Annotated in this window: 15 protein-coding genes and 1 tRNA gene; 8 read left to right on the top strand and 8 right to left on the bottom strand. The window is 72.8% G+C overall.

The genetic code is table 11. The features are described from left to right. The first annotated feature begins 21 nt into the window (after positions 1–21). The 5 genes from FZ103_RS15985 to FZ103_RS15965 all read left to right on the top strand — a co-directional run bounded on the left by FZ103_RS15985 (position 22) and on the right by FZ103_RS15965 (position 9,115). Positions 22–1,998 (top strand): ABC transporter substrate-binding protein, encoded by a 1,977-nt coding sequence (locus FZ103_RS15985; RefSeq protein ID WP_156002284.1) that lies wholly within the window; start codon positions 22–24, stop codon positions 1,996–1,998. 147 nt (positions 1,999–2,145) lie between these two features. Continuing rightward, positions 2,146–3,183, top strand: a complete 1,038-nt coding sequence (locus FZ103_RS15980) for a PmoA family protein (RefSeq protein ID WP_156002283.1) — start codon at positions 2,146–2,148, stop codon at positions 3,181–3,183. Continuing rightward, positions 3,180–3,983: a cupin domain-containing protein gene (locus FZ103_RS15975; protein ID WP_343233559.1), complete on the top strand. Its 804-nt coding sequence runs from the start codon at positions 3,180–3,182 to the stop codon at positions 3,981–3,983. The genes FZ103_RS15980 and FZ103_RS15975 overlap by 4 nt, the downstream gene beginning before the upstream one ends. Before the next feature lie 1,683 nt (positions 3,984–5,666). Beyond that, positions 5,667–8,909, top strand: a complete 3,243-nt coding sequence (locus tag FZ103_RS15970; RefSeq protein ID WP_255430041.1) for a BTAD domain-containing putative transcriptional regulator — start codon at positions 5,667–5,669, stop codon at positions 8,907–8,909. 133 nt (positions 8,910–9,042) lie between these two features. Continuing rightward, a tRNA-Lys gene (locus FZ103_RS15965) sits at positions 9,043–9,115 on the top strand. Between the two features lie 2,034 nt (positions 9,116–11,149). Here FZ103_RS15965 and FZ103_RS15960 read toward each other — a convergent pair. Further along, a complete protein-coding gene (locus tag FZ103_RS15960) occupies positions 11,150–11,638 on the bottom strand; it encodes a MarR family winged helix-turn-helix transcriptional regulator (protein ID WP_156002282.1) in 489 nt (162 codons plus the stop codon). A gap of 112 nt (positions 11,639–11,750) precedes the next feature. Between FZ103_RS15960 and FZ103_RS15955 the strand changes: the two genes are divergently transcribed. Next, positions 11,751–12,329, top strand: a complete 579-nt coding sequence (locus FZ103_RS15955) for a hypothetical protein (RefSeq protein WP_186356379.1) — start codon at positions 11,751–11,753, stop codon at positions 12,327–12,329. A gap of 77 nt (positions 12,330–12,406) precedes the next feature. Here FZ103_RS15955 and FZ103_RS15950 read toward each other — a convergent pair whose 3' ends face one another. Together FZ103_RS15950 and FZ103_RS15945 are read right to left on the bottom strand one after the other, a co-directional pair. Next, complete coding sequence (locus FZ103_RS15950; RefSeq protein ID WP_186356378.1) at positions 12,407–13,066, bottom strand: response regulator transcription factor; 660 nt, start codon at positions 13,064–13,066, stop codon at positions 12,407–12,409. After that, positions 13,063–14,748, bottom strand: a complete 1,686-nt coding sequence (locus FZ103_RS15945; RefSeq protein WP_156002281.1) for a sensor histidine kinase — start codon at positions 14,746–14,748, stop codon at positions 13,063–13,065. The genes FZ103_RS15950 and FZ103_RS15945 overlap by 4 nt, the downstream gene beginning before the upstream one ends. Positions 14,749–15,038: 290 nt before the next feature. Between FZ103_RS15945 and FZ103_RS15940 the strand changes: the two genes are divergently transcribed. Together FZ103_RS15940 and FZ103_RS15935 are read left to right on the top strand one after the other, a co-directional pair. Continuing rightward, entirely contained in the window at positions 15,039–15,842 is an 804-nt protein-coding gene (locus FZ103_RS15940) for an ABC transporter ATP-binding protein (protein ID WP_156002280.1), read from the top strand. A 4-nt stretch (positions 15,843–15,846) separates the two neighbouring features. Next, positions 15,847–18,465, top strand: coding sequence for an FtsX-like permease family protein (locus tag FZ103_RS15935; protein WP_255430040.1), 2,619 nt, complete (start codon positions 15,847–15,849; stop codon positions 18,463–18,465). 87 nt (positions 18,466–18,552) lie between these two features. Here the strand turns inward: FZ103_RS15935 and FZ103_RS15930 are convergent, their stop codons facing one another. The 5 genes from FZ103_RS15930 to FZ103_RS15910 all read right to left on the bottom strand — a co-directional run bounded on the left by FZ103_RS15930 (position 18,553) and on the right by FZ103_RS15910 (position 25,538). Next, positions 18,553–20,655: a cellulose binding domain-containing protein gene (locus FZ103_RS15930; RefSeq protein ID WP_156002279.1), complete on the bottom strand. Its 2,103-nt coding sequence runs from the start codon at positions 20,653–20,655 to the stop codon at positions 18,553–18,555. Between the two features lie 353 nt (positions 20,656–21,008). Continuing rightward, entirely contained in the window at positions 21,009–21,944 is a 936-nt protein-coding gene (locus FZ103_RS15925) for a hypothetical protein (RefSeq protein WP_156002278.1), read from the bottom strand. After that, complete coding sequence (locus tag FZ103_RS15920) at positions 21,929–23,977, bottom strand: hypothetical protein (RefSeq protein ID WP_156002276.1); 2,049 nt, start codon at positions 23,975–23,977, stop codon at positions 21,929–21,931. Before FZ103_RS15920 ends, FZ103_RS15925 begins: the two co-directional genes overlap by 16 nt. 129 nt (positions 23,978–24,106) lie before the next feature. Beyond that, positions 24,107–24,448, bottom strand: a complete 342-nt coding sequence (locus FZ103_RS15915) for a DUF6507 family protein (protein ID WP_156002274.1) — start codon at positions 24,446–24,448, stop codon at positions 24,107–24,109. A 298-nt stretch (positions 24,449–24,746) separates the two neighbouring features. After that, positions 24,747–25,538, bottom strand: a complete 792-nt coding sequence (locus tag FZ103_RS15910) for a DUF6082 family protein (protein ID WP_156002273.1) — start codon at positions 25,536–25,538, stop codon at positions 24,747–24,749. Positions 25,539–25,598 lie beyond the last annotated feature (60 nt).

Below are 25,598 nucleotides of genomic sequence, written 5' to 3'. Positions count from 1 at the left end.
CACAGAAACGGAGTACCCCACATGCACCATCCGCGACGTATCCGACCGCTGCTGCCGCGGCGGCGCGCGCTCGCCGCGCCGAGCGCCGCCGTGGCCCTGGCGCTCGCGCTGACCGGCTGCGGCTTCTTCAACCTCAACCCCGAGGGCGAGGACGGCGGCGGAGCCCAGGGCGAGGCCAACGGCCAGGCGCCCCAGCTCGCCGAGCAGGTGGAGGCCGGCGACCTGCCGCCGCTGGAGGAGCGCCTGCCCAAGAATCCCATGGTGGTCGAGCCCACCGAGGAGATCGGCTCCTACGGCGGCACCTGGAACAGCGCCATCCTGGGCATCGGCGACTGGCCGTGGCTGGGCCGCACGGTGGGCTACGAGAACCTGCTGCGCTGGAACACCGAGTGGACCAAGGCGATCCCCAACCTCGCCGAGTCCTACGAGTACAACGAGGACGCCGACGAGATCACCTACCACCTGCGCGAAGGGCTGAAGTGGTCCGACGGCGACGACTTCACCTCCGACGACGTGGTCTTCGCGGTCAACGACGTCTTCAACAACCCCGACCTCACGCCGGTCGCCAACCAGAACCCGCCCAAGGCCGAGAAGGTCGACGAGAACACCTTCAAGATCACCCTCGCCAAGCCCAACGCGCTGTGGGCCGCCCACGACCTGCTCCAGTACCAGATCGTCAACAAGCCCAAGCACTACCTGAAGAAGTTCCACATCAAGTACAACGACAACGCCAACGAGTTGGCAAAGGAGCAGGGCTACTCCAGTTGGACCGAGCTGTTCGAGATCAAGGCCGGCGTCACCGACTCCGCCCTGACCTGGCAGAACCCCGACCTGCCGACCATGTACGCCTGGCAGGTCGAAAAGCCGCTGGCCGACTCGGGCCGGATGGTGCTCACGCGCAACCCCTACTACTGGAAGGTCGACACCGAGGGCAACCAGCTGCCCTACATCGACCGCGTGGTGTTCGACATCATGCAGGACGAGGAGGTCATGCTCACCCGGGCGCTCAACGGTGAGTTCGACTTCCACAGCCGCCACTTCAACACCCCGGAGAACCGGCCGGTGCTGGCGGAGAACCGGGAGTCGGGCGGCTACCACTTCATGACGCAGCGCCCGTCGGAAATGAACACCAACATGATCGCCTTCAACCTCACCCACAAGAACGAGGACATCCGGGAGATCTTCCGCGACAAGCAGTTCCGCATCGCGATGTCGCACGCCATCAACCGCAAGGACATCATCGACGTCGTCTACCAGGGCCAGGGAGAGCCCTGGCAGGGGGCGCCGCGCCCGGACACCCCGTTCTTCAACGAGGAGCTGGCCAAGCAGTACACCGAGTACGACGTCGACAAGGCGAACAAGATCCTGGACGACGCCGGCTACGACGAGCGCAACGGCGACGGCGTGCGGGTCGCGCCCAACGGCACCCCGCTGAGCTTCACCCTCTCGGCGCCCGGCGACTTCCGGCCCGACATCATCGACTCCATGGAGATGGTCGTCGACTTCTGGAAGGAGGTCGACGTCCAGGTGGAGCTGAACGTCGAGGAGCGCACCTCCTGGCAGGACAGCCGGGAGAACAACGAGCACGAGATCAACGTGTGGTCCGGTGACAGCGGCCTGCTGGACGCCATGTACGACCCGCGCTGGTACGGGCCCATCCACTCCGGCGAGTCCAACTTCGCCATCCCGTGGGCGCAGTGGTACGTCTCCGACGGCAAGGACCCCCGCGCCCAGGAGCCGCCCCAGGACGTCAAGGACCACCTGAAGATGTACGACGCGGTCCTCGCCGAGACCGACGACCAGAAGCGCAACGAGCTGATGTCGGACTTCCTGGCCGAGACCCAGGACCAGTTCTACGCGCTGGGGATCAGCACCACCCAGCCCGGCTACGGCATCGTGGCGAACAACTTCCACAACGTCCCCGACTCCCTCCCCTACTCCTCCGTCTACAACACCCCTGCTCCGGCCAACCCGGAGCAGTTCTGGATCGAGGAGTAGGCCCCCGAGGCGGGCGCGGGGAGTCCCACCCCTGCTCCCCGTGCGCGCCGCCTTCCCCGGGCCGCGCCCCCGGCGCGGCCCGGGTTTCCCACGTCCACCGCAGATCCACCGCAGATCCACCGCAGTGCCCACAGCACAGGAGGCGCGATGACCACCGAGCAGTCCGACGCCCAGACCCCGGCGCAGCAGGGCGGGGCCGAGCCCGCGGCCCGGGGCCTGGGGCTGGTGCACGAGCACGACCGCTCGCTGCGCGTGACCTACGACGGCGCCCAACTGGTGCGCTACGTCTACCGCCCCTGGGACGCCCAGCTGGAGTCGCCGCGCCCCTACTTCCACCCCATCCGCACCCTGGGCGGCGACACCGTCAGCCTGTACCGGCCCCACGACCACGTCTGGCACAAGGGCATCGCCTGGTCGCTGCCCAACGTGGGCCCCGCCAACTTCTGGGGCGGCCCCACCTACGTCCGCGACCGCGGCTACCAGCAGCTGCCCAACGACGGCGCGATGAGCCACCGCGGCTTCGACCTCCTCAGCACCGCCGGCGGCGAGATCGCCGTGGGCGAGCGGCTGGAGTGGGTCACCCAGCAGGGCGAGACCTGGTTCGCCGAGCGCCGCGGATTCCGCGTGTCCGCCGACCCCGCGCGCTCGGCCTGGACGCTGGTGTTCGAGACCGAGTTCACCAACCTCACCGGCGAGACGATCGACATCGGCAGCCCCACCACCGAAGGGCGCGACAACGCCGGCTACGGCGGGCTTTTCTGGCGCGGTCCGCGCTCCTTCAGCGGCGGGCGCGTCTACACCCCCGAGCAGGAGGGCGGCGACGACATGATGGGCGTCCGAGCGCCGTGGATGGGCTTCGCCGGACGCCACGACGAGCACGACGGCGCCTCCACCCTGGTCTTCGTCGACGCGCCCGACAACCCCGGCCACCCGGTGAAGTGGTTCGTGCGCACCGGCATCTTCGCCACCGTGTGCCCGGCGCCGTTCTTCAGCGAGGAGGTCGAGGCCCCGCCCGGCGCCCCGCTGTCCTACCGCTACGCCGTGGTCATCGCCGACGGCGACCGCGAGCAGGCGGGCAGCGCGGAACTGGCCGACCTCGGCCTGGCCGAGCTGGGGCGCCCCCGGCTCGACGCCGCCGCCGAGGCGGGCGCCGCCCCCGCCGCCAGCGGGGTGAGCGCGCCGTGACCGCGCCCGAAGCGGCCGCGGCCGGGCACATCGGCGCCGTACCGGGCTTTCCCGGCGGCACGGCAGTGTCCCACCTGCACGTCTACGACTGGCCCACCCCTGACGGCCTGGCCGGCGGATCGCCGCACCTGCACACCGCATCGACCGAGGGCTACGTGGTCGTGCGGGGCGAAGGAGCGCTGGAGACCCTCAGCGGAACCGCCGGCTACACGCGTACCCCGCTGGCGCCGGGCACACTGCTGTGGTTCACACCGGGCACCGTGCACCGGCTGGTCAACGAAAGCGGCGACCTGGAGCTGCTGGTGGTGATGCAGAACGCGGGCCTGCCCGAGGCCGGCGACGCCGTGCTGACCTACCCGCCCGACGTCCTGGCCGATCCCGACGCCTACGCGCGCGCCACGGCCATCCCCGCCTGGACCGACTACCCCGACGCCGCCTCGGCGCACGCCGCGATGTCGGCGGCCGCCCGGCAGCGCCGCGACCTGGCCATCGAGGGCTACCTGCGGCTGCGCGACCGGGTGCAGCACGACGGACCCGGCGCGCTGGCCGAACTGCACGAGGCGGCGGTGCGCCTGGTCCGCGACAAGGCGGCCGGCTGGCACCACCACTGGGAGCGCGGCCCCCACCACCAGGCCGAGACCACCCGCCGCCACATCGCCGGCCTGGCCGAGGGCGACGGCGCCCACCTGGGGGAGTCCGCCGTCTACACCGCCGACTCCCCGCCGGGACCGGCGCGCCGCAACGGGATGTGCGGCATGCTCAAGGTGTGGGACCTCGACGGGGCCCGTCCTCTGAGCTGAACCCCACCGCGAGCCGATGAGACCGGCCCGGGCGCTCCGAGCGAGCGCCCGGGCCGTTGTGCGCCTCCGGTCGCCAAAAGCATGAGGGCGTGCTGTTCAGGCCCTATCCGGGAGCCGCCTGGGGCCGGTCACCGGCGGGTTGCGGCAATGGGCGCGGACCGCGAAGCGTGGCCCGCCCGTCAGCCCGCCACCACCCCAACGGAGACGCTGTGCGTCACCTGTTTCCTGGCCGCCGAGCGCACGCGTCGCTTTTCAGGTGGACCTGCGCCACCTGTGGCGGGTCTCCGGTGCAAAGGTGCTGCGTGCGTTCGGCGGCAAGCTGGCGCGCGGCGCTTCGCGCTTTTCAGCCCCATTGCCGCAGCTTTTGTGGTGTCCGATTCCGGGTGGTTCCGGGGGGTGCCTGCTGCGGGCGGGATGAGAAGGCACTCTCCGGGAACCTTCTGGGGCCGGTCACCGGGGGGTTGCGGCAATGGGCGCGGACCGCGAAGCGTGGCCCGCCCGTCAGCCCGCCACCACCCCAACGGAGACGCTGCGCGTCACCTGTTTCCTGGCCGCCGAGCGCACGCGTTGCCTTTCAGGTGGACCTGCGCCACCTGTGGCGGGTCTCCGGTGCAAAGGTGTTGCGTGCGTTCGGCGGCAAGCTGGCGCGCGGCGCTTCGCGCTTTTCAGCCCCATTGCCGCAGCTTTTGTGGTGTCCGATTCCGGGTGGTTCCGGGGGGTGCCTGCTGCGGGCGGGATGAGAAGGCACTCTCCGGGAACCTTCTGGGGCCGGTCACCGGCGGGTTGCGGCAATGGGCGCGGACCGCGAAGCGTGATCGCAGCTTGCCGCCGAGCGCACGCGGTACTTGCCAGATTGAGCCGCACCACCCGTGGCGGGTCTCCGGCGCAAAGGGTACTCCGTGCGTTCGGCGGCAAGCCGGCGCAGCACACGTACGTGGCACGAAGCGCCTCCGTCGGGACTGCGGGGGCGACGCGCACGATGGGCTCGCGGCGCGTTCGCGCCTCCGTTGGGGGCGGCGGCGGGTGACGGGCGGGATCCCCGCATCACAGCCTCTCACCGCCGCAGCCTCCGATGGTGCCCGGCTTCTTAAACTGGGCGTAGTGTTGCCATCGCCGCGGGAGAACGCCTGCCAGGAACCCTCCGGGCTCCCGCCCGCACCGACCGGCTTTCGAGGAGGCAGCCGATGTAAAGACGGCGCCCGCCCGCGCCGCCCCCCGGGCGGACAGAGCGGGCTTCGCCTCCGCGGTCGGCCGCGGCGGCGCACCCCCCGAAAAAGCGGCGAGCCGCCTCATGATCGTGTCACGCCCCGGTGATCATGAGACGGCCGCCCGTCTCGACACCTCCGCCCTCCCGGCCGGACATAAGCCCGGCCGCCGTCCTCGGAAGGCGCGGCGGCCCTCCCTCCCGAGGAGTCCGCCGCCCGGTGCCTGCCTCGCCTTCGCACCCGCCGGCTGCACACCGCCCCGGGTCCGAAGGCCGCCGTGCGGCGACTGCCAGTCACCGCTCCGGCACCTTCGAGCATGGCGGGCTCCGCCTGGAGACCGGTTGGGATGCGGTTGAGGTGCCGGTCGGCGATCTCTCGCGCGGCGCATCGGCGCAGCGCGGGCCCACGGGGCGTGCGACCACCCGGTTCACGGGGGTGCGGACCGTGCCGCGGCCCGCGCCGCCCCTGAGGAGTTGACATGGACTTCGGTGTCCTCGGCCCCCTTCAGGTCACCTGCGACGGCGGCGCTGTGCACCTGCCGCCCAAGCCCGCCACCCTGCTGGCCGCGCTGCTGAGCAGGCCCGGAGTCGTCGTCGCCGACGAAGGGCTGATCGACGCGCTGTGGCCGGAGGATCCGCCGCGCTCGGCCGCCAAGAGCCTCCAGGTCTACATCCACCACCTGCGCCAGGCGCTGGGCGGGCAGGTCCCGATCGAGCGCGGCGCGTTCGGCTACGTGCTGTCCGTGGACGCCGAGCACCTCGACGCGCTGCGCTTCGAGGACCTGGCCGCGCGCGGCGAGCGCGAACTGGAGCGCGGCCGCGCCGCGGAGGCGGTCCGGCTGCTGCGCGGGGCGCTGGGCCTGTGGCGCGGCGCCGCGTTCTCCGGGCAGGAGACGCTGCCGCTGGTGCGCGAGGAGGCGGCCCGCCTCAACGAGCGGCGCCAGCACATCGCCGAGGTTCGGTTCGACACGGAACTGGCGCTGGGACACCATAGCGCCGCGGTCGCCGAGCTCCGCGCGCTGGTGGCCCAGCACCCCTTCCGCGAGCGGCTGCGGGCCCAGCTCATGATCGCCTACCACCGGACGGGGCGCTCCAGCGAGGCGCTGGAGGTCTTCCGCGAGGGCCGGGAGCTGCTCGTGGCGGAGCTGGGCCTGGAACCGGGCCGCGAGCTGGCCGCCCTGGAGCAGGCGATCCTGCGCAACGACCCCGGCCTGGACGCGCCCGGCGGCGAGGCCGCCGCGGGGACGCGCTGGGTGCCCGCGGTGCCGGGCGCCGACCACTCCCGGGCGCCCAGCGCGGCGCCTCCGGCGGCCGAGGGCGACGGCGGCCGGGAACCGCCGAACCCGGCGGAGCCCGAACCGCGGCGCCCCGGCGGCTCCGCCGCCGAGGGCCCTGCCACCGAGGAGGCCCCCGTCGGAGAGATTCCCGCGGGCGACCGGGCGCCCGCGGCCGGCGCGGTGCGGTCGGCCGCGCGTCCGGTGCCCGCCCAGCTCCCGCCCGACATCTCCGACTTCACCGGTCGCGGCGAGGAGGTGGCCCGGCTGCGCGCCCGGCTCGGCGCATCCGCCGACCCCGGCGGCGAGCCCGGCCCGGTCGTGGTCTCGGCGGTCGCGGGCATGGGCGGGGTCGGCAAGACCGCGCTGGCCCTGCGGGTCGCCCACGCCGCCGCCGCGGACTTCCCCGACGGCCGGCTCTACGCCGACCTGCGCGGCGCCCAGGAGACCCCGGCCGACCCCGCGCAGGTCCTCGCGGGATTCCTGCACGCCGTCGGCGTCGAGGGCGCGGCGCTGCCGGGTCCCCTGGAGGAGCGGTCGGCGCTGTTCCGCAGCCTGCTGGCCGGGCGCCGCATGCTGGTGGTGCTCGACGACGCCGGCTCGGAGCGGCAGGTCCGCCCCCTCGTCCCCGGCGCCCCCGGCTGCGCGGTGCTGATCACCAGCCGGGCCCGGCTGACGGGGCTGGAGGGCGCCCACCTGGTCGATCTGGACGTCCTGGAGCCTGCACAGGCCCTGGAGCTGTTCACGCGCATCGTCGGCGGGGAGCGCGCGGCGGCCGAACCCGATGCCGCGGCCGAGATCGTGCGGTTGTGCGGGAACACCCCGCTCGCGGTGCGCATCGCCGGCGCCCGGCTGAACGGCCGCCCCCGGTGGCCGCTGTCGCGCCTGGTGCGCCTGCTGAGCGACGAGCGCCGCCGCCTGGACGAACTGGCGGCGGGCGACCTGGCGGTGCGCGCGACCTTCGCGCTCAGCTATGCGGGCCTGGCCGATCCGGCTCGCCGGGCCTTCCGGCTGCTGGGCGTGCTGGAGGCCGGCGACGTGGCCGCGTGGACGGTCGCCGCGCTGGTCGACACCGGGCTGGAGGAGGCCGAGGCCGCGGTCGAGGAGCTGGTCGACGCGCAGCTCCTGTCGGTGGCGGGCACCGACGGGACCGGGCAGCTGCGCTACCGCATGCACGACCTGGTGCGCCTGTACGCCCGCGAGCGCTGCGAGGAGGAGGACGCGCCCCAGGAGCGCGAGGCGGCGCTCGGGCGGGCGCTGGGCGCGTGGCTGTGGCTGGCCGAGCAGGCCACCGAGTACATCCCCGGGCCGTGCTATGCGACGATGCACGGCCCCGCGCCCCGCTGGCCGCTGCCCTCGGCCGAGGCGGCGGAGCTGCTGAGCGAACCCATGGCCTGGTTCGACGCCGAGGCGGCGGCGATGGCCGCGGCCGTCGAGCAGGCGTGCGCCCTGGGCCGGCACGAGGCGGCCTGGGACCTGGCCGGGTGCCTGGAGAAGTACTTCGACGTGCGGGGGCGCTTCGACGACTGGCGCCGCACCCACGAGGCGGCCATCGCGGCCTGCCAGGCGGCCGGCGACGTCCGCGGCGAGGCGGTGCTGCGGCGCGGCCTGGCCGATCTGGTCACCTGGGCGCGCCAGAGCGGCGACGACGCGATGGGCACGCTGCTGGAGCAGGCCCGGCGCGTGTGGGAGCTGTTCGAGCGGCTGGGGGACCGGCGCGGGATGTCGGACGCGCTGGTGATGCGCACGTGGGCGGAGGTGTCGCAGGGCGCCGCCCGGCAGGGGCTCGGCTCGGCCGAGGCGGCCCTGGAGTTGGCCGAGAGCGAGGAGTACACGGGCGGCAGGGCACGCGCCTACCAGGTCATGGCGGTGGCCGCGCACGGCATGGGCCGCCCCGAGCAAGCCGTCGCGCATCTGACCCGGGCACTGGAGCTGGCGCGACTGCTGGGCAACTCGCGGTTCGAGGCGACCGCGATGCAGTTCCTCGGCGCCGCGCAGTGCGAGGCGGGCGATGTGGAACGGGGGCGGGCCAACCTCGACACGTCCCTGGCGATGACGCGCACGCTGGGCGACCGCTACGCCGAGGCGTTCTCGCTGCTGTACCTGGCGCGCCTGCAACTGGCCACCGGCGAGGCCCGGGCCCTGGACACCGCCTCGGAGGCGGCCGAGCTGAGCCGCCGGTACGGCATGAACCACCACCTGGCCGACGCCCTGGGGCTGCAGGGCCGGGCGCTGCTGGAGGCGGGCCGAGCGGGGGAGGCCGCGGCCGTGCTGGAGGAGTCCGTGCGGGTGTGGCGCACCCGCGGATGGCCCGCCTTCCTCGCCGAGGCCCTGCGCGGACTCGCGCGTGCCTACTCCGCCGGCGGGCACGCGGACGCGGCGCGCCGAGCCGAGGAGGAGGCCGACCGGATCGGCGCCGCCTCGCCCGACGCGGCCCCGGCCGAGTAGGCGTCCGTGTGATGCAGGCGGCACGGCGCCGGGCCGAGGACGCCGGGAACATCCGGTAAACTGGGAGACGAGAAGGGGAGAGTCCACCCGAGAGTCGATCCCCGCCGATGCGGCATCGCGCCGCCGGCCCCTCGCGCCATTAGCTCAATTGGCAGAGCAACTGACTCTTAATCAGTGGGTTCCAGGTTCGAGTCCTGGATGGCGCACAGCAAAGCCCCGGCCCGCAGCCGCGCTGCGGACCGGGGCTTCGTCGTATCCGGGGGGCGGTTCCGGGGGAGTGCCGGCCGGCGCGGGCCGGGCGGGGGCCGGGCGCGGGCCGCGCCCTGGCCCGATGCCGTTCGGTGAGCCCGCTGGTGGGGTTGGACAGGGGCGGTTCGGCCTGCGCGGACCGTTCGCGGTGCGCGCGGCGTGAAGGGCGACGAGAGCAGGGGGCGGCGGGTGGCTCGGCCTGTCCCCATCGGTTCGGGTGCCCGCCGGTTGAGCATGCGGCGAGGGCGGCGGGTGGACCAGCCCTCGCGGATCTGTCCCGGTGGAGGCCGGTGCGGCATGCGACGGGGGCAGTAAGGACTGCGGGTGGCTCGGCCCGTGCCCGTCGGTTCGGGTGCTCGCCGGTGGCCCCAGCGACGGGGGCGGCGAGGGCGGCGCGGGGACAGCCTGCGCCCAGCGCACCCGGTGCCCGCCGGTTGATCGCCAAACGGAGGCAGTGAGGGCGGCGGGTCGATCAACCCACTCGGATCGGTTCGGGTGCCCGCCGGTTGAGCATGTGACGAGGTCGGCGCGGGGACAGCCCGCGCCCAACGATCCGGGTGCCCGCCGGTGGCCCGCGACGGCGCCGGGCGGCCGGGCTGGGCGGTCACCGGTTGCAGGAGGCGGACGGCTGGTCATCCGACGGGGCGGCGAGGGCGGCGGGTGGCTCGGCCCGTGCCGATCGGTCCCGGTGGAGGCTGGTCCGGCATGCGACGGGGGCAGTAAGGACTGCGGGTGGCTCGGCCCGTGCCCGTCGGTTCGGGTGCTCGCCGGTGGCCCGCGCGACGAGGGCGGCGAGGGCGGCGCGGGGACAGCCCGCGCCCAGCGCACCCGGTGCTCGCCGGTGGCCCCAGCGACGGGGGCGGTGGCGCGGTGGGGGCATTCGGGTGCGCCACTTCCACCAGCGCATCTGAATCGGAACCCCGAATGCCCGATTTGATGTAACTCTCTCCCGCGCCGGGCGCGCCGAGGGTGTCGCTGGGGCCACTCTCGGCGCCGAGAGTGGCCCCAGCGACACCCTCGGCGCGGGAACCGGGCACGGAATCCGCGCATAGGCGACTCATGTGGCGGCCGTGGGGCGACGAGATGCGCCCCGCGATCGCGCGGGCGGCCTCCGGCCGCATATCGGGCGCTACGAGGTTTCGTTTGGTCCGGTGATGTCCGGTATGCGGGGGCGCCGAGGCGGTCGGCGCGGCCTGGGGTAGCGATGATCATGGCGTTTGGATCGGAATCCGCGCCCGCGGCGATCCATCCGCGCACCTCGTGGCGTCCCGGCTGCTCCCGGCCCCGCCACGGCCTGGCATTCCGGACAAACTACCCCGGTTTCCTTCCGTATCCCGGAAGATCCCGTGCTCCTGTGTGCCGCACAGCGCCACCGCGCGCCACCGGTGCGCATCGTCGAGCCACCCGAAGCGATATGCCCGAAATGTCCACGCCCCGGATGCTCCGCCGTCCTCGCTGGCGCGTCGGGTGTCCCGCCATCCGTTGTGGGCAAGCGGTGGTCGCTCAGCCCGGCCATCCGCCGGCCGTCGCTGCCCCGTCGGGCGCGTCGCCGTGGGCGCCCGGACCGATGTCCGCGCGCCGTGTGCTGTCGTTGCCGTCTTCGTCGTGTGGGCGACCGGCGGGCACCCGAACCGATTCCTGGGGGCCGAGCCCTTCGCCGTCCTCGCCGCCCTCGTCGCGCGTAACCGGAGGAGGCGGGAACCGATCCGCGCGGGCCGAAACCTCCGCCGGCCGTCGTCGACATCGTCGGGCGGGCAACCGCTGAACAACGGGACCGGTTCGCGCGGATCTGCGCCATTCGCCGTCCGCCGTCGTCCACCCCCGACTATCCGCCGCGCGCATCCGCTACCCGCTGCCCCGTCCTCGCCATCAGCCCCGGTCTCTCTCACCCCTTCCGCCGGATGAGCGGCCGGGGAAGCGGCGCGGTGGGCGGGTGGCTCCGTGCCGCTGTTGCCGGCGGTCCCCGGAGGGCGGAGCCGAAGGTACCGGGCCTAATCCGATGCCGTGGTATCACCGCCGCCGGGTGCGGTCAGTCGGCGGGTCTCGGCTTCCAGGATCGCGATCGTGTTGGTGAGGTAGTCCTCGATCACTGCGGTCTCGGCGGCGTCGTATCCGGCCGTCAGCTCTCCCATCGCCTTCGCCAGCCCGGCGAACGCGTCGCCGAAGTCGGGGCGCGCGTCGGCGTCGACCGAGATGAGGACTCGCCGCCGGTCGGCGGGATCGGGTGTGCGGCGCACGTAGCCCAGCCGGCTCAGCCGGTCGACGAGGCCCGTCACGGCGCCGGGGGTCAGCGCCGTCAGTTCGGCCAGCGCGCCGGCGGTCAGCGGACCTTCGCGCTCGATCAGCCCGAACGCGCGGTGGTCGACCGCCCGCAGTCCGAGCCGCTGCCCGACGGCCTCATGGAAGAGCACCACGGCGGTGCTCAGTCGCCGGCCCAGGTCGGCTCCAGTCGCGGCCGGTGCTGATTCGGCGTCGCTCAACGGTCTGTCGTCCCTTCGCGGTTCGGTGTCGGATCGATAGTGCTGGCACTACTGCTTTAGTCTACTGAATAATTTACTTTAGTGAACTAAAGCGATTCGCCAGGAGGACACAGTGCGACAGCTCCCATCGCCCCGACTGCCAACCGACCGCAGCCAGCTGCGCCTCGCCCTGGAGGCGCCGCGCTGGGCGCTGGGCTGCTACGCCCGGCATCCCTTTCTCGTGGTGGGCGTCTCGCTCATCCCGGCGGCCGAGCGCTTCACGGTGGCCCTGTGGGGGGAGGCGTTCTCCGCCCCGGCGCACGTCGCGCTGGAGGTGCTGGCCGAGGGCGCACGCGTGCTGCTGGTCTACCTCGTGCTGCGGATCGCCGTCCTCGGCGACGAGCGCGTCCGGCGGTGGAACCACCTGCCGGTCCTCCGCCGCGTGCGGGCGTTCGCCGACCGCCGGTGGCCCAGTCTGCTCTGGCAGGGCGCCCTGCTGCTCGCCCTCGCCGCCGTCTTCAACATCGTCCCCGAGCAGGTCGTCCCCCTGTGGCTGCCCGCTTCGGCGCACGACCTCTACTGGGCGTGCCTCCTGGCGGCCAAGAACCTCACGGTCATCGCCTTCACCCTCCTGTGGATGGTCGCGGCCGCCCGCCAAGCCCTCATCGAGGGCGGCCGCCTGCTGGAGGAGTCCCGAAGCTCCGCCGGGTGACGGGCCGGCCGGTGCGGCCGTGGCCGGTCACAGGGCTGCGGGCCGCCTCCCGAACCAGCGGGAGGCGCCGCTCGCGTTCACCCCTCGACCAGCCCCGCCTGGTAGGCCGCGATGGCCGCCTGCACGCGGTTGTCCGCCCCGAGCCGCGACAGCACCGAGCTGACATGGGTCTTCACCGTGTCCTCGGCCAGGTGGAGGCGCCGGGCGATGGCGGCGTTGGACAGGCCCTCGCCGATCAGCGCCAGCACGTCGCGCTCGCGCGGGCTGAGCGCCTCCAGCCTGCGAGACGCCTCCGCGGCCGGATCCGGTGCGGCCGGCTCGCGGCGGAGCCGACCGGCCAGGCGCCGTGCGAGCTTGGGCGACAGGCACGCGCCGCCCGCGGCGACCGTGTTCACACCGGCGATCAGCTCGCGCGGGTCGCCCGCCTTGAGCAGGAACCCGTTGGCGCCCTCGCCCAGCGCGCGCACCACGTAGTCGTCCTTGCCGAAGGTCGTCAGCATGGCCACGGCGGTGCCGGGGGAGACCCGGCGCACCTCGGCGATTGCGCCGAGGCCGTCGCCGCCGGGCATCTGGATGTCGACGAGCGCGACGTCGGGACGCTGCTCGGCGGCCAGCGCGACGAGCTCCGCGCCGGTCCCGGCCTCGCCGACGACCTCGATACCGGCGTCGGCCGAGAGGATCGTACGCACACCCACCCGGATCAGCGCCTCGTCGTCGGCCAGCAGCACCCGGATCACGCGCCCCCCTCAACCCCGCTGCCGCCGATCGGGCGGGTTCCGGGCGCGGCGGCTCCCTCGCAGCTCAGCGCGTCGGGGGCCAGCGACCGAGCGCGCTGGTAGCTGCACTTGGCCGCCACGCGGCCGTCTTCGTAGCAGACGCGGTAGACGTAGGCGGGCGACCACGCCGGGCCCAGCCCGGAGCGGTAGAAGTCGCAGTCCGGTGTCGTGTCGCCGCCGACCGCACCCGTAAGCGCCCCCGGTACCAGCGCGGTGCCCTGCAGCGACGCCTCCGGCAGCACGTCCTGCGCTGCCGAACGCGGCTGCCCGACGGTGATCGCCGCGTAGTCCGCCGCGCCGATGGAGGCCGCGCGCTCCAGGTAGGCGGCATAGGAGTACCAGGCGACGATCAGCGGTAGCAGCAGGCCCACGCACACCACCAGCACCGATACCAGCTCGCGCGAGCGGTGGCGGGACCGGCGCGCGTCCGCGCGCCCGCTCGGCGCGGTCCCGGCCGCAGGACGGCCGTGCGGGATGCGCGCCGCCACGCGGAACCCGCCGTCGCCGCGCGGGCCCGCCTCCAGCGTCCCGCCGGCGTCGCGCACCCGCTCCGCCAGCCGGGACAGGCCGCGGCCGCCGCCGGAGGGGCCGGCGGCATCCGACGCGCCGGCGGGGCCGCTGGACACCTCCGCCACCGTGGCGCCCTCACCGAGCGCGAAGGGGCCGAAGCGCCTGCCCACCGCCTCGGTGCAGGAGACCGCCACGGGCGCGCCGGGTGCGTGCTTGGCGGCGTTGGTCAGCGCCTCGCGCACCACCGCTTCGGCCAGGCGCGCGACCGGATCGAGACCGCCCGGCTCCCGGCCGTCCCAGGCCACCCGCATGCCCGCCGCCTCGGCCCGGCGCACGAGGGCGGCGACCCCGCCACTCCGCCCGCTCTCCGGGGCGGAGCCTTCCTCGGTCGCGGCGGCTCTCCCGCCGCCCGCGGCCCCCGCGTCCTCGCCGCGTTCTCCCGCGGCTTCGGCCGCGCCGGAGTCGAGCACCCCGATGATCTCCTGCAGGCGCTCGATCGCCGTCGTCGCCCCCTGGCGCAGATCGCCCGCCGCGTGCCGGAACTCGTCCTCGGCGAGCCCCGGCGCCACCTCCAGCGCACCGGCGCGCACGGCCATCAGACTCAGCTCGTGGCCGAGCGAGTCGTGCATCTCCTCGGCGATGCGGGCGCGCTCGCGCAACCGCTCCTGCTCGGATACGGCCGCCAGCTCCCGCTCCAGGGAGGCCGCGCGCTGCCACCCGGCGTGCAGGAGAGCGCCGCGCTGGCGGAGGTGGCGGCCGATGAGCCACGGCAGCACGCCGAACATCACGGTGATGATGGCGTCGGCCATCCCCGACCACGGCTCGGCATCCAGCACCGCGCGCCCCAGGCACCACAGCAGTGTCCCGCCCAGCCACAGCGGCGCGATCCGGGGCTCCGCCGAGGCGCGGCCGGTCGCCAGCGCGGCCAGCGTCAGGAGCGGGAGGAACACCGAGACCGGCCCGGTGGGGCCCGTGGTCGCCAGGATGCCGAGGCCGCACAGCACCACCGACGCCGCCAGCAGGGCGTCGCGGATCCGCGCGGGCCACCGGCCCCGCATCCACCGCCCGAGCGGGCGGGCCGCCGTCCGCGCCGAGCGCCGCGCGGTGCCCGGCGCCTTCCCCTCTCCTCGCACACCCGAACTGTAACCGGCGCACGGCTGCCGACCCCTCCCCCGAAAGTGCCGGTCGGCCGGTGCGGCGGCCACCCGAAAGCGGCAGGCGGCAGGCCCGTGTGTGCGATGCCCGGGCCCGGGCGGCGTTCCTAGCGTCAGCCGTGCCGCCCGGACACCCGCGGTCCACCGGTGGCCGGAGGACAGACGTCGGCGCCGCGCCCCGGCGCGCCGCCCGACCCCCTCCACACCCCGGAGGCCCCGGTGTCCGCCGGAGGCGCCGCCCACCCCCAGACAGGTCAGGAGAACCGACATTGCCACCCGCATCGCGCGGTACCCGCCCATCGGCCGGCACCGCCGCCGAAACCGCGCCCGCGCCCGAAGACGGATCCGCCCCGCCCGCCGTCGCCGCCCACGCGCTCACCAAGACCTACGGGACCGGCGACTCCGCCGTATGCGCCCTGGACGAGGTCAGCGTGGCGTTCGCCCGCGGCGCCTTCACCGCCATCATGGGCCCCTCCGGATCCGGCAAGTCCACGCTCATGCACTGCCTCTCCGGGCTGGACGCCCCCACGTCGGGCACCGTCCGCCTCGGCGGCACCGACATCTCCCGGTTGGACGACCGGCGGCTCACCCTTCTGCGGCGCGACCGCGTCGGCTTCGTCTTCCAGGCCTTCAACCTGCTGCCGATGCTCACCGCCGAGCAGAACATCCTGCTGCCCGCGCGCATCGCCGGCCGCGCCCCCGACCGCGCCCGGTTCGACCGCATCGTCGAGGTCACCGGCCTCGCCGACCGGCTGGACCACCTCCCCGCGAAGCTCTCCGGTGGCCAGCAGCAGCGCGTCGCCGTCGCCCGCGCGCTGCTGCACGCGCCCGAGGTCGTCTACGCCGACGAGCCCACCGGCAACCTCGACTCCCGCTCCGGCGCCGAGATCCTCGGCTTCCTGGCCGACTCGGTGCGCGAACTCGGCCAGACCGTAGTCATGGTCACCCACGACCCCGTCGCCGCCTCCTACGCCGACCGGGTCGTCTTCCTGCGCGACGGCCGCCTCGCCGACGAACTCGCCGCCCCCACCGCCGAAGCCGTCTCGGCGCACCTGCTGAAGCTGGAGGGCTGAGCCGATGCTGCGCACCACACTGGCCGGCCTGCGGATGCACAAGGGCCGCTTCGCCGCCACCGCCCTCGCGATCGTCCTGGGCGCCGCATTCGTCACCGCGACACTCGTGTTCACCGACAGCCTCGACGCGCGCTTCGCCTCCCAGGCCGAGGGCGGTGCCGACCGCGTCGACGCCGTCGTGCTGCCCGCCGAGGCGGGCGGAGCCGTCCCCGCCGCCGCACTGGAGCGGGTGCGGGCCCTGCCGGGGGTGTCCGCGGCCACCGGCACCGTGCGCGGGCAGGCGGTGCTGCTGGACGGCGACGGCGCCCCACTGGGGCAGGCGCCGGCTTTGGCGCTTTCCGCAGGAGGAGCGGTGACGCGCCTCCCCGCGGCCGAGGGGCGGCTGCCCGCCGCGTCCGGCGAGGCGGCGCTGGCCACCACGACCGCGCAGAGCGCGGGCTACGGCCTCGGCGACACCGTCGCGGTCGTCGGCCGCGACGGAGCCGAGCACGTATTCACCATCACCGGGCTGATCGACTTCGGGCTCGACCGGGAGGCCGCCCAGCGCGGCGCCGTCGCGTTCACGCCCGCCACCGCCCGGCGGATCACCGGCGCCGAAGGCTTCGGCGAGATCGCGGTGCGCGCGGCCGACGGTGTCGCGCCCGAACGGGTGCGCGCGGCCGTGGCCGGAGTGCTGGGCGACCGGGGAGAGGTGCTCACCGGCGCGGAGTTCGGGCGGATGAAGGCCGAGGAGGCGGGCGTGCAGTCGCGCACGATCGGCGTCGCGCTGCTGCTGTTCGCGGCGGTCGCGCTGTTCGTGGCGGGGCTGGTCATCAACAACACCTTCGCGGTGCTGGTGAACCGCAGGCTGGCCGAGACGGCGCTGCTGCGCTGCCTGGGTGCGGCGCGCCGGCAGGTCTTCGCCGGCGTGCTCGCCGAAGCGCTCGCAGTCGGAGCCCTGGCATCGGCCCTGGGCGTGCTCGCGGGGATCGGCACGGCACTGGGCGCGGTGCGCATCAGCGATGCGCTCCCGAAGGCCGCGGGAGTGTTCGGGCCGGGCGTCGACGACCTGTCGGCGGTAGTGCGGCCCGGGGCGGTGCTGATCGGGCTGGCGGTGGGCGTGGTGACCACCGTGGCGGCGGCGCTTCGGCCCGCTTACCTGGCCACCCGCACCGCGCCGCTGGCCGCGCTGCGCGACGCCGCCGCCGAGGACGCGGATGCGATCGGCGCGCGGCGCGCCGCGCGGCGGCGGCTGGTCGCGGCCGGCGTCTTCGCGGCGGCGTCGGCGGCGGTGACCGCCGCGGGGTTGACCGCTGAGCCGGGAGCCGCGGCCATGGCGGTGGTCGCGGGCGGGGGAGGGCTCGCCTTCGCCGCCGTGCTGCTCGCGGCGCCGCGGCTGGTGTCGGCGGCGGCCCGGACGGCGGAACGGCCGCTGGGCCTCCTGGGCGTGCCGGGACGGCTCGCCGCCGGCAACGCGCGCCGCTCGCCGCGCAGAACCGCCACCGCCGTCGTGGCCCTCGCTGTGGGGGCGGGGCTGATCACCGGCTACTCGGTGGTCAGCGCGTCGGTCGAGGCGACCCTGGCCCACCTGATGGCGCGGGAGCTGCCGGCGGATTACGCCCTGCTGCCCGCGGAGACCGGCGGGCAGGGGGATGCCGCTGGGGGGCCGCGGCTGCCCGGCGGCCTCGCGGAGCAGTTGCGCCGAAGTCCGGTGCTGGATGAGGTCATCCGGGTGCGCCGCGGGCAGGCGCGACTGGTCGCGGCGGGAGCGGACGGCGGCGGCGCGGCACCCGTCCGGATCAACACCTACCCGGGCGCGCGGTTGGGCACCGATCTCGCGGCGGGGACCACCGCGGGGAGCCTGGCAGACGTGGGACCGGGGCGGGCCTCGATCGCCGAGGACGACGCGCAGCGGCTGGGCGTGCAGGTGGGGGACGCGGTCGCCCTCGCCGTTCCGGCCGGCACCGAATCCGGCGGCGCGGACGGAGTCCCGGGCGAGCGCGTCCGCGTGCGCATCGCGGCGGTGACCGCGAAGGCGGACTTCCCCGGCGGCTTCACCCTGGCCCCGCCCGACTTCGCCGCACTGTTCCCCGACCGCCGCCGCGACGACTCGCTGCTGGTCATCGGGGCCGCCGACGCGGACGCGCAGCGGGTGCGCACGGTCGTCGAAGAGGCCGCGGCGGCCCACCCGGGCGTGCGGGTCTCCAGCGCGGCCGCGCAGCGCGCCCAGTTCGGGCGGCTGTTCGACGGCATCTTCCTGGCCGTGGCGGCGCTGCTGGGCGTGGCGGTGACCATCGCGGTGGTGGGCATCGCCAACACGCTGGCGCTGTCGGTGATGGCGCGCAGCCGCGAGTTCGCCCTGCTCAGGGCGTTGGGGCTGACGCGCTCCCAGCTGCACCGGACCCTGGCGGCGGAGGCGCTGCTGGTCGCGCTGCTCGGAGCGGTGCTGGGGGCGGTGCTGGGCGCCGGTTTCGGCCTCGCGGCGGCCGACGCGGCGATGTCCGACATGGTCCCCGACATCCCGGTGGCGCGCGTGGCCCTGCTGCTGTCGGCGGCGATCCCCGCCGGGCTGCTCGCCGCCCTCGCCCCGGCGTGGCAGGCGGCCCGCATCCCGGTGGGGTCTGTGACCTCCGAGGGCGGATGACGGGGCGAACGACTCCGCCGCCGAGGGGGTCCTCAGGGCCCCCCTCGGCGGCGGAGGTGTCCCTGAGGACACTTGCGAAGCGCCGCCTCAACCGCGCACGGTGTGGCAGACCGTCCCGTTGAGCCGGAACACCGCGGGGGCGGGGTTGGCGCCCTCGTTGGCGCCGACGAACCCGAACGTGGCGGTGGAGCCGCCCTCGGGCGCCAGTTCGGCGTTGTCGCCGTTGTCGGTGACGTGCACCCGGCGGCCGTCGCTGCTCACCTGCGCGCTCCACGCGCTCTGCACGGACTGGCCGGACTCGGGCCAGGTGAAGTCCAGGCTCCAGCCGTTGATCGGGGTCTCGGCGAGGTTGGACACGGTGACGGTGGCGACGAAGCCGCTGCCCCAGCCCTGGTCCACCCGGTAGGTCACCCGGCAGGAACTGTCGCTGGGTGAGGTCGTGGCCAGGGTGACCGGCTCCGATGGCCGCGACAGGTGCCCGCTCGCGTCGCGGGCGAGCACGTTGAGGGTGTGCTCGGTGCCCGGGGGCAGGTTGTTCAGCGTCGCCGAGGTGGACGTGGAGGTCGCCAGCAGCTCGGCGTTGGCGCCCAGATGCTCGTAGACCTCGTAGCGCACCGGCTCGCCGTCGGCGGCCGGCCAGGTCAGCGCGGCCGAGGTGCTGTCGGTGGAAACCACCTCCGGCGCTCCGGGCGCGCCGACCGCCGCCTCCCCGGTCTTGGGCGAGACGGTCACCGTGGTGATCGAGTAGGGCGGCAGCGTGCGGGCGCCCGTGCCGGGGTCGGCGACGCGGGTGACGTCGTCGTCGCCGCGCGCGTAGCGGTGGACGACCGGCTCGCGGCCGTCGGGGGTGAACCCGGCGTAGTCGATCTCCACCGGGTGGGGGTTCTCCTGGTCCTTGTTGATCAGCATGACGCTCAGGTCGCCGTCGGCCTGGTGGACGGCGTGGGCGGAGACGTGCTCGCTGCTGGAGGTGGAGGCGACCATCGTGTCGCCCGGCCCGCCCAGGTGGGTGAGGGACTTGATGCCGTAATAGGGATGGAAGGGCGTATTGACGGCCGGCTGGCACACGTCCTCGATGCAGCCTCCGCTGGAGAGCAGGCCGTAGTCGTTGAAGTCCGTCTCGCCGTCCACCTGGCTGATCTCGGTGGGGCCGTTGTGGATGTTCCACCAGTCGATGTTGAAGACGCCGTTCTCCAGCGCCGTCATGAACACGTCGGCGGCGAACAGGCCGTTGGGGCGGCTGTTCATCTGCACGCCGGAGTTGACCTCGGTCAGCGCGATGCGGATCTCGTCGGAGCGGTCGCCGGCGTGGCGGTCGAGCAGCCGCCGCACCTGGCGCAGCTGCCCCGGCAGGCGGGACACGCGGTCCAGGGCCTCGTCGGCGGTGGCGCCGCCGGGGTAGGAATGCACGATGACGAAGTCGACGACGTCGGCGACGCCGGACAGCACGGTGTTGTTCCAGTCGGCGGAGTCGCCGGGGCCGATGACGCCGTCGGGCCAGTCGCCCGGGGTGGTCAGCACCGCGCCGATTCGCACGCTGGGGTCGACCGCCTTCATGGCCTCGGCATAGGCGCGCACGTTGCGCGCGTACTCGGCGGGGCTCTTGTCGGCGTGGTCGTCCTCCTCCCAGCCGTTGCCGTAGTGGCCGTTGCCGTAGATCTCGTTGCCGATCTCCCAGTACTTCACGCCGTAGTCGTTGGTGACGTTGGCGTAGCGCACCCAGGCCGCGGCCTCCTCCGGGCTGCCGGTGCCGTAGTTCGCGGTGATCATGGGCTGGGCGCCGGTGTCCCGCACCGTCTGCATGAACGCGTCGAAGCCGGTGTTGGGTGCGACGTAGCCGCCGGGGGCGGTGTGGTCCTCCCAGTGGTAGATGTCGCTGTAGGACCCGCCGGGGTAGCGCATGACCCCGATCCCGGCGTCCTTCATCAGCGACGCGACCTCGGGGTCGTTCATATGGGCGTCCCAGATGGCGGCGTTGGCTCCGAACGCGGCCTCGTCGAGGGTGCCCAGTCCGAGCTGGGCGTTGACGCGGACCTCGACGGGCGATGGGGCGCCGGGCTCGGGTTCGGCCGCGGCCGGGGACGACAGCGCGACCGCCGAGGCGGCGGCGAGCGCCCCGACCGCGGCGACCGCCAGCCCCCGGACGGCACCGGCGCGCAGCCGGCCGGAACGGGTGTGGGGGAGGTGCATGGGGAGGACTTCCTCTTCTAGGGGGTCAAAGAGTTCCGGGCGGGCGGGTGCGGTGTCGTCAACACACCCACCGGCAATGCGCCCCCGGCGCACACGGACCGCTGGGAGCGCTCCCAGCATCATCGGGCGCGGCAGGGGTCGCGTCAATGGGGTGGACGGGTGCGGCAGGGCTTTGAGGAGTGCTCCGTGCCGGGGTCCGTCGTCTCGTTTGAATTCCGAAGAGGGCACAGCTTCCGGCGGGCCGACTTGATTCAGCCCTCCCTGGCGAAGACGGAGACGAGGTAAACGGTGACCGGTTACGAGCATTCGCTGCGGGCCTCACTCGCTCCTGCGGAGTGCAGTAACGGTCGGGGCTATTGAACAGCGGTCTTAGCAATCTCCCCGAGTTGTTGATGGCTTTCCGGCAGGCGACCGCTGTACACGGGTTCGTCTGAATCCTTCGGGGGGACGCTCTCTTCGACGATCGGAACGACTGAAATAATTCCTCGATTTAGGCGAAGCTCGAAATGCTGGTCCGTGCCGTCCCCTTCGAGGGGGTCGTTGTCCGTATTGCGCTCATAGAATTCCGTTTCTCCGGCAGTTGCCGTAGCGCTACGCCACAGGATCGCCGCAATCACTTCGCCAAGCAGCGGTTCGGTTTCTGAATCGAGTTCCAACAAGGCTTCGGGGGGCGCGGGCTTGCGCGATCCGTCGCTGAGAAGGGGATAAATGTGGAATGATGTCCCCCTGCTTCTCATGATGCATATGGCCTCCTCATACTGGGAAAGATCCACTTGGGCCTCCCGGAACTCCACGACCTCAGGGATCGACAACTCGGATCGCAACTCCGGGGCATCGTTGAATTTCGGTGGCCGTACGATCCGGTTGCCCGCCGAGGGAAGGAAGACCGCTGAGATTCGCGTTCCATCTCGAACCGTGTAAACTGACGGGCGCTCTATCCTGGCGCACTTTAGGAATCGGCTATAGAGTCGGTATCCCAGGTCATCCGCCCCGTCTATGCCGACGGCATTAAGGGTTTTCCTGCTGAACTCTACCTGGATGCGGAAATCAAATTTCTCGACAGCGGTTCCCTTATATGTTTCGGGCTCGCCATAGGCGCGAAAGTCAGTGGGGAACACATCGACGTTCGCCTCGCCGTCGACTCCCACAGAGTTCGAGAAGTAAGCTGGGAAGAATGGCCCCTCCGGGTCGATCGTGCAGTATTGAGAGCCGAACGCGTACGCGCACTCGAGAGCAAGCTGCGCGATTCCTGCGTTGCTCTTCACGAAGAAATCTACGGTGTAGCCCATTCGCCTTCCCAGCTTCGAACCATGGTCCCGTTCACGTAGATGGAGCGGTTCGCGAACGTTACCTTGTCGCCTTCCATTGTATACACATCCAGCCTCGCCAGGTTCCCCAGTTTTTCGCTGTTTCGTTGAAGGTCCTGCCGCAGCCTCTCTTCGACGCCAGTGACCGCATCCTCCGTATTAAGCGTCTCCCTCGTATCGATGACAATGTTTGCTAATCCGTCATATTTGTATTTCCTGGGTCGCAGCTTTTCGAGTCCGCTTGCTATCTGACTCTTGAGGGTGGAAATCTTTGGCTCGGTAACCGTCTTGTATTCTACTGGGTGTCCTGGGTCGCTCGGATTTGCGCGCTCCCAAGTGTCCAGTTGGGATGTGCCTTTTTCGCCGTGGTTCTCATGGAGTCCTGTCACATGGTATCCCCGCGATTCTCTTAGTTCGGCGATCTTACGTTCCATTTCACTGAAGCGCGAGCTGTGGTCCTCTACGATGTCACGTTTGAAATCCGCGCCTAGCGCGCCCGGGTTCTGCAATTGCTCGAGGGTCCGATTTACTCCCTCAGGCGTCCCGTCCCCCTTCTCCGGTAGTCCGCCGAGTTCGTGGGGATCGAAGGGTGTCAGATCCCCGGGGTCACCATGCGGGCCACCGCCCCCGTCGCCGACAGCGGGACCCGGGGAGGGTGGCGGCGCTGCCCCCGGGGCGGTGCTCGGCGGATCGGTCGGCGATGCGGGCGGGTTCGGGTTGTCTGACGGCGGATCGTTCGGTCCTCCCGGTCCTCCCGGCCCATCCGCGTTCGCCTGGATGTCGGGGCCGCCGGCCGTCACCTGTGCGCGTACGGGGATGTCGGCCGCGGCGTCCATGGCGTCGGCCGGGCTGTAGTCCTCGAACGTGTGCTGTTCGAACTTGTCGAGCTGCTCCTGGAGCTCCTTGGTAGTCGGCAGCTTGGCCCCGTTCCCGGGCTGCGCGGGATCGGCGGGGTCGGGCAGGTGCCGGGTGAGGTCGGGGCCGTCGCCGCCGTGGGCGGGGGCGTCCGCACCCAGCCTGGCGATCTTGCCGAGCTTGGGGATCACTCCGGCGCCGAGGGTGCCGATGTTGAGCACCGATTGGACGACGACGTATCCCGGCCGGTCGCTCTCCGACATGGGGACGAAGGCGTTCCCGAGCTGCTGCCAGGAGTTGGCGAAGCTGTCGGCGGACCAGTCGAGCAGCCCGCCCTCTCCCGTCCGGTAGTCGTAGAACCCGGTGAGCGAGCCCATGAACGCGGCGCCGCCCTTCAGCTGCCCCGGCACGTTGTCGAACCACTCCGGACTGAACGGGTACACGAGCCCCCGATCGCCCACGGCGTTCTTGCCGATGACTCCGACACCCTCGAGCCAGCTCGTGCCGTAGTCCCCGAGAGCGTCGACCCCCTCCTTCCAGAAGGGCTCGTCCACCTGCTGGGGAGCACCCCAAGGCATCCTGGCGTTCTCGGGGATGTAGTCGACCCCGTAGAACTGCTCGCCGGGCTTGCAGATCTGCGGGTCCTTGGGATCCCGCCCGACGAAGTGGGTACCGCCGAAGGTCTTCGTGATCTCGTTGGCGTAGAAGCGCTCCCAGTTCTGGTAGTTGCGGATCTGGTGGTTGATGTCGATCCGCAGCGACTCGTGCCGCTCGACCTTCTCCGGGTCCTTGCGCCAGTCGGGCTCGTTTTCGACGCTCTTGACGAAGGTCTCGGCTTCGTCCTTCAGCTCCATGAGCCGTTGCCTGGTCTTGCGGGCCTCTTGAGCGAACGACGTGAGCGCGTCGCCGACCTTCGCCAGCGCATCCTCGATCTCACCGCCGTCCTCGGCCACCGGGTCGACGACGCTGAAGAGGGTCTCGGCCTCGGGAGCGGAGTAGACCTCCTGCAGGCCCTGCCAGGACGACTTGATGTCGCTGCCCGAGGCGGCGATCGCCTCGCCGTCACCGACGAGATCGCTCGCCGTCGCCTCAAGCTCGTCGGCCTTCAGTTTGGGGATCCAGATGGCGGAGGGGTCGATCAGGCCTTCGTCGCCGGCCAAGGGCGATCACCGTTTCCGGTCGCGGCCGCAGGGGCGTGCGGCGGGGCGGACGTGGGGGATGGGCCCGCGGCCGAGGCGGCGGCCTCGGCGGGGCGGGGAGGACGACGGGACCGCGGGACGGGGGCGGCCTCAGAGATCGAGGTCGGGGACCTCGCCGGCGTTGCCCTGGGCTTCGGCCGCCATCTCGAGGTTGCCGTTGACGTAGGCGGTGGTGGCCTCGCTGCACCCGCTGATGGCGCTGGCGGTGCGGGCGACCATGGTCCACATACGGGGGCCGAAGTGGCCGGCGAACTCGTCCAGCGCCTGCCCGATCGGCTCGCTGGCGGCCTGCTCGGAGGCGCTGACCACGTGGGTGCTGAAATCGTCGATCTGGCCGGTGAGCCCTTCGGTCATCGCCTCGTCGCCGACGTGGCCGCCCACCGCCGTCAGGACGGAGGAGACTCCTTCGGGGCTGATGTCCCAGGTGCTCATCGGCGGTGTCCTTCCGGCTGGGGAGGGGCGGTCCCGGCATGCGGCGCAGCGGAAAAATCGCCGCGGATCGCATTATGGCAACCATCGGCGACAAAACGTGACGCTGGGTGGTGATCGGGAATCCGCGCCGACCTGCGGACTCGCGGCACGGCGCAGGCCGGCGAGGCGAAGTGCGGAATCCGTTGGCCGGATCCGGCCGCCGGCATTCGGCGGCCCCGGAGCACGGCCGACCCCACTGGAAACGGCCGGGGGAGGAGCGCCCGGCGTCGGCGGCCGGGTGCTCCCTCAGCCGTCCTGACTAACGGGCGAACCACCTCTTCAGGCCGCGCTTCGGGAGCGGAACCGATGCCTCCCGTCGCCTGGCGACCGCCACCCCCGCCGCCACGGCGCCGGCTGCGGCGCTCGCCGCTCCGGCCGCCGCGTAGCCCTTCCACCGCCGTCGGGACGCCGCGGGCTGAGGCTCCGCCTCAGACCGCGCGCCCTGGGGCGCGGGCGCGGACGTCTGGCGGTACACCTCGTCCACGATCTCCACGAAGCGCCGTTCCCGCCGCGTCCCCTCGGTCATGGACGCCGCCTCGCGCGCCTTCGTCCAGTAGGAGTAGCCGACTTCCCCCTGGAACATCTCGGCGGCGACCGCGCGCAGCCGCGACTCCGGGAGCGCGCCGGTCTCGAAGGCGCTACTCCACTGCGACACGATCATGTTCGTGTAAAGCTGCTGCTTGCGGACCTTCGGATCCTCGTCGTCGGGCACCGGCCCCCAGCACTCGTCCAGGTCGGGGTCTTCCATGGCCATCCGCAGTAGGTCGCTCATGGCCTGGCGTCGGGTCTCCTCGGTGGCGCGGTGGCTGTCGCGCGCTTGGTAGACGAGTGTCAGCACGATCCCGACCAGCGCGAACACCGAGATCAGCGCCGCGGCCGCACCGTAGGTCTGCCCGATGAAGCTGAGCCGCTCCCACTCCGACCGGGCGCCCCCGAAGAGCATCAACGCGAACGGGGACGAGATCACCAGCGCCACGCTCGCAAGGACGATGATCAGAATCGTCGCCAGGTACCTGACGCCGATCGCACCTCGGTCAGCTCGTCTACGCACGGCGCCTAATTCAATCAGGTCCCGGCTGCGCGGCGAGGTATCGGCCGTGCTGCGATGCAG

Source organism: Streptomonospora sp. PA3 (assembly GCF_009728995.1).
In the GTDB taxonomy this organism is placed as follows: Bacteria; Actinomycetota; Actinomycetes; order Streptosporangiales; family Streptosporangiaceae; genus Streptomonospora.
The sequence above is the reverse complement of the archived record's forward strand: the minus strand, read 5'-3'. Positions and strand labels throughout refer to the sequence as shown.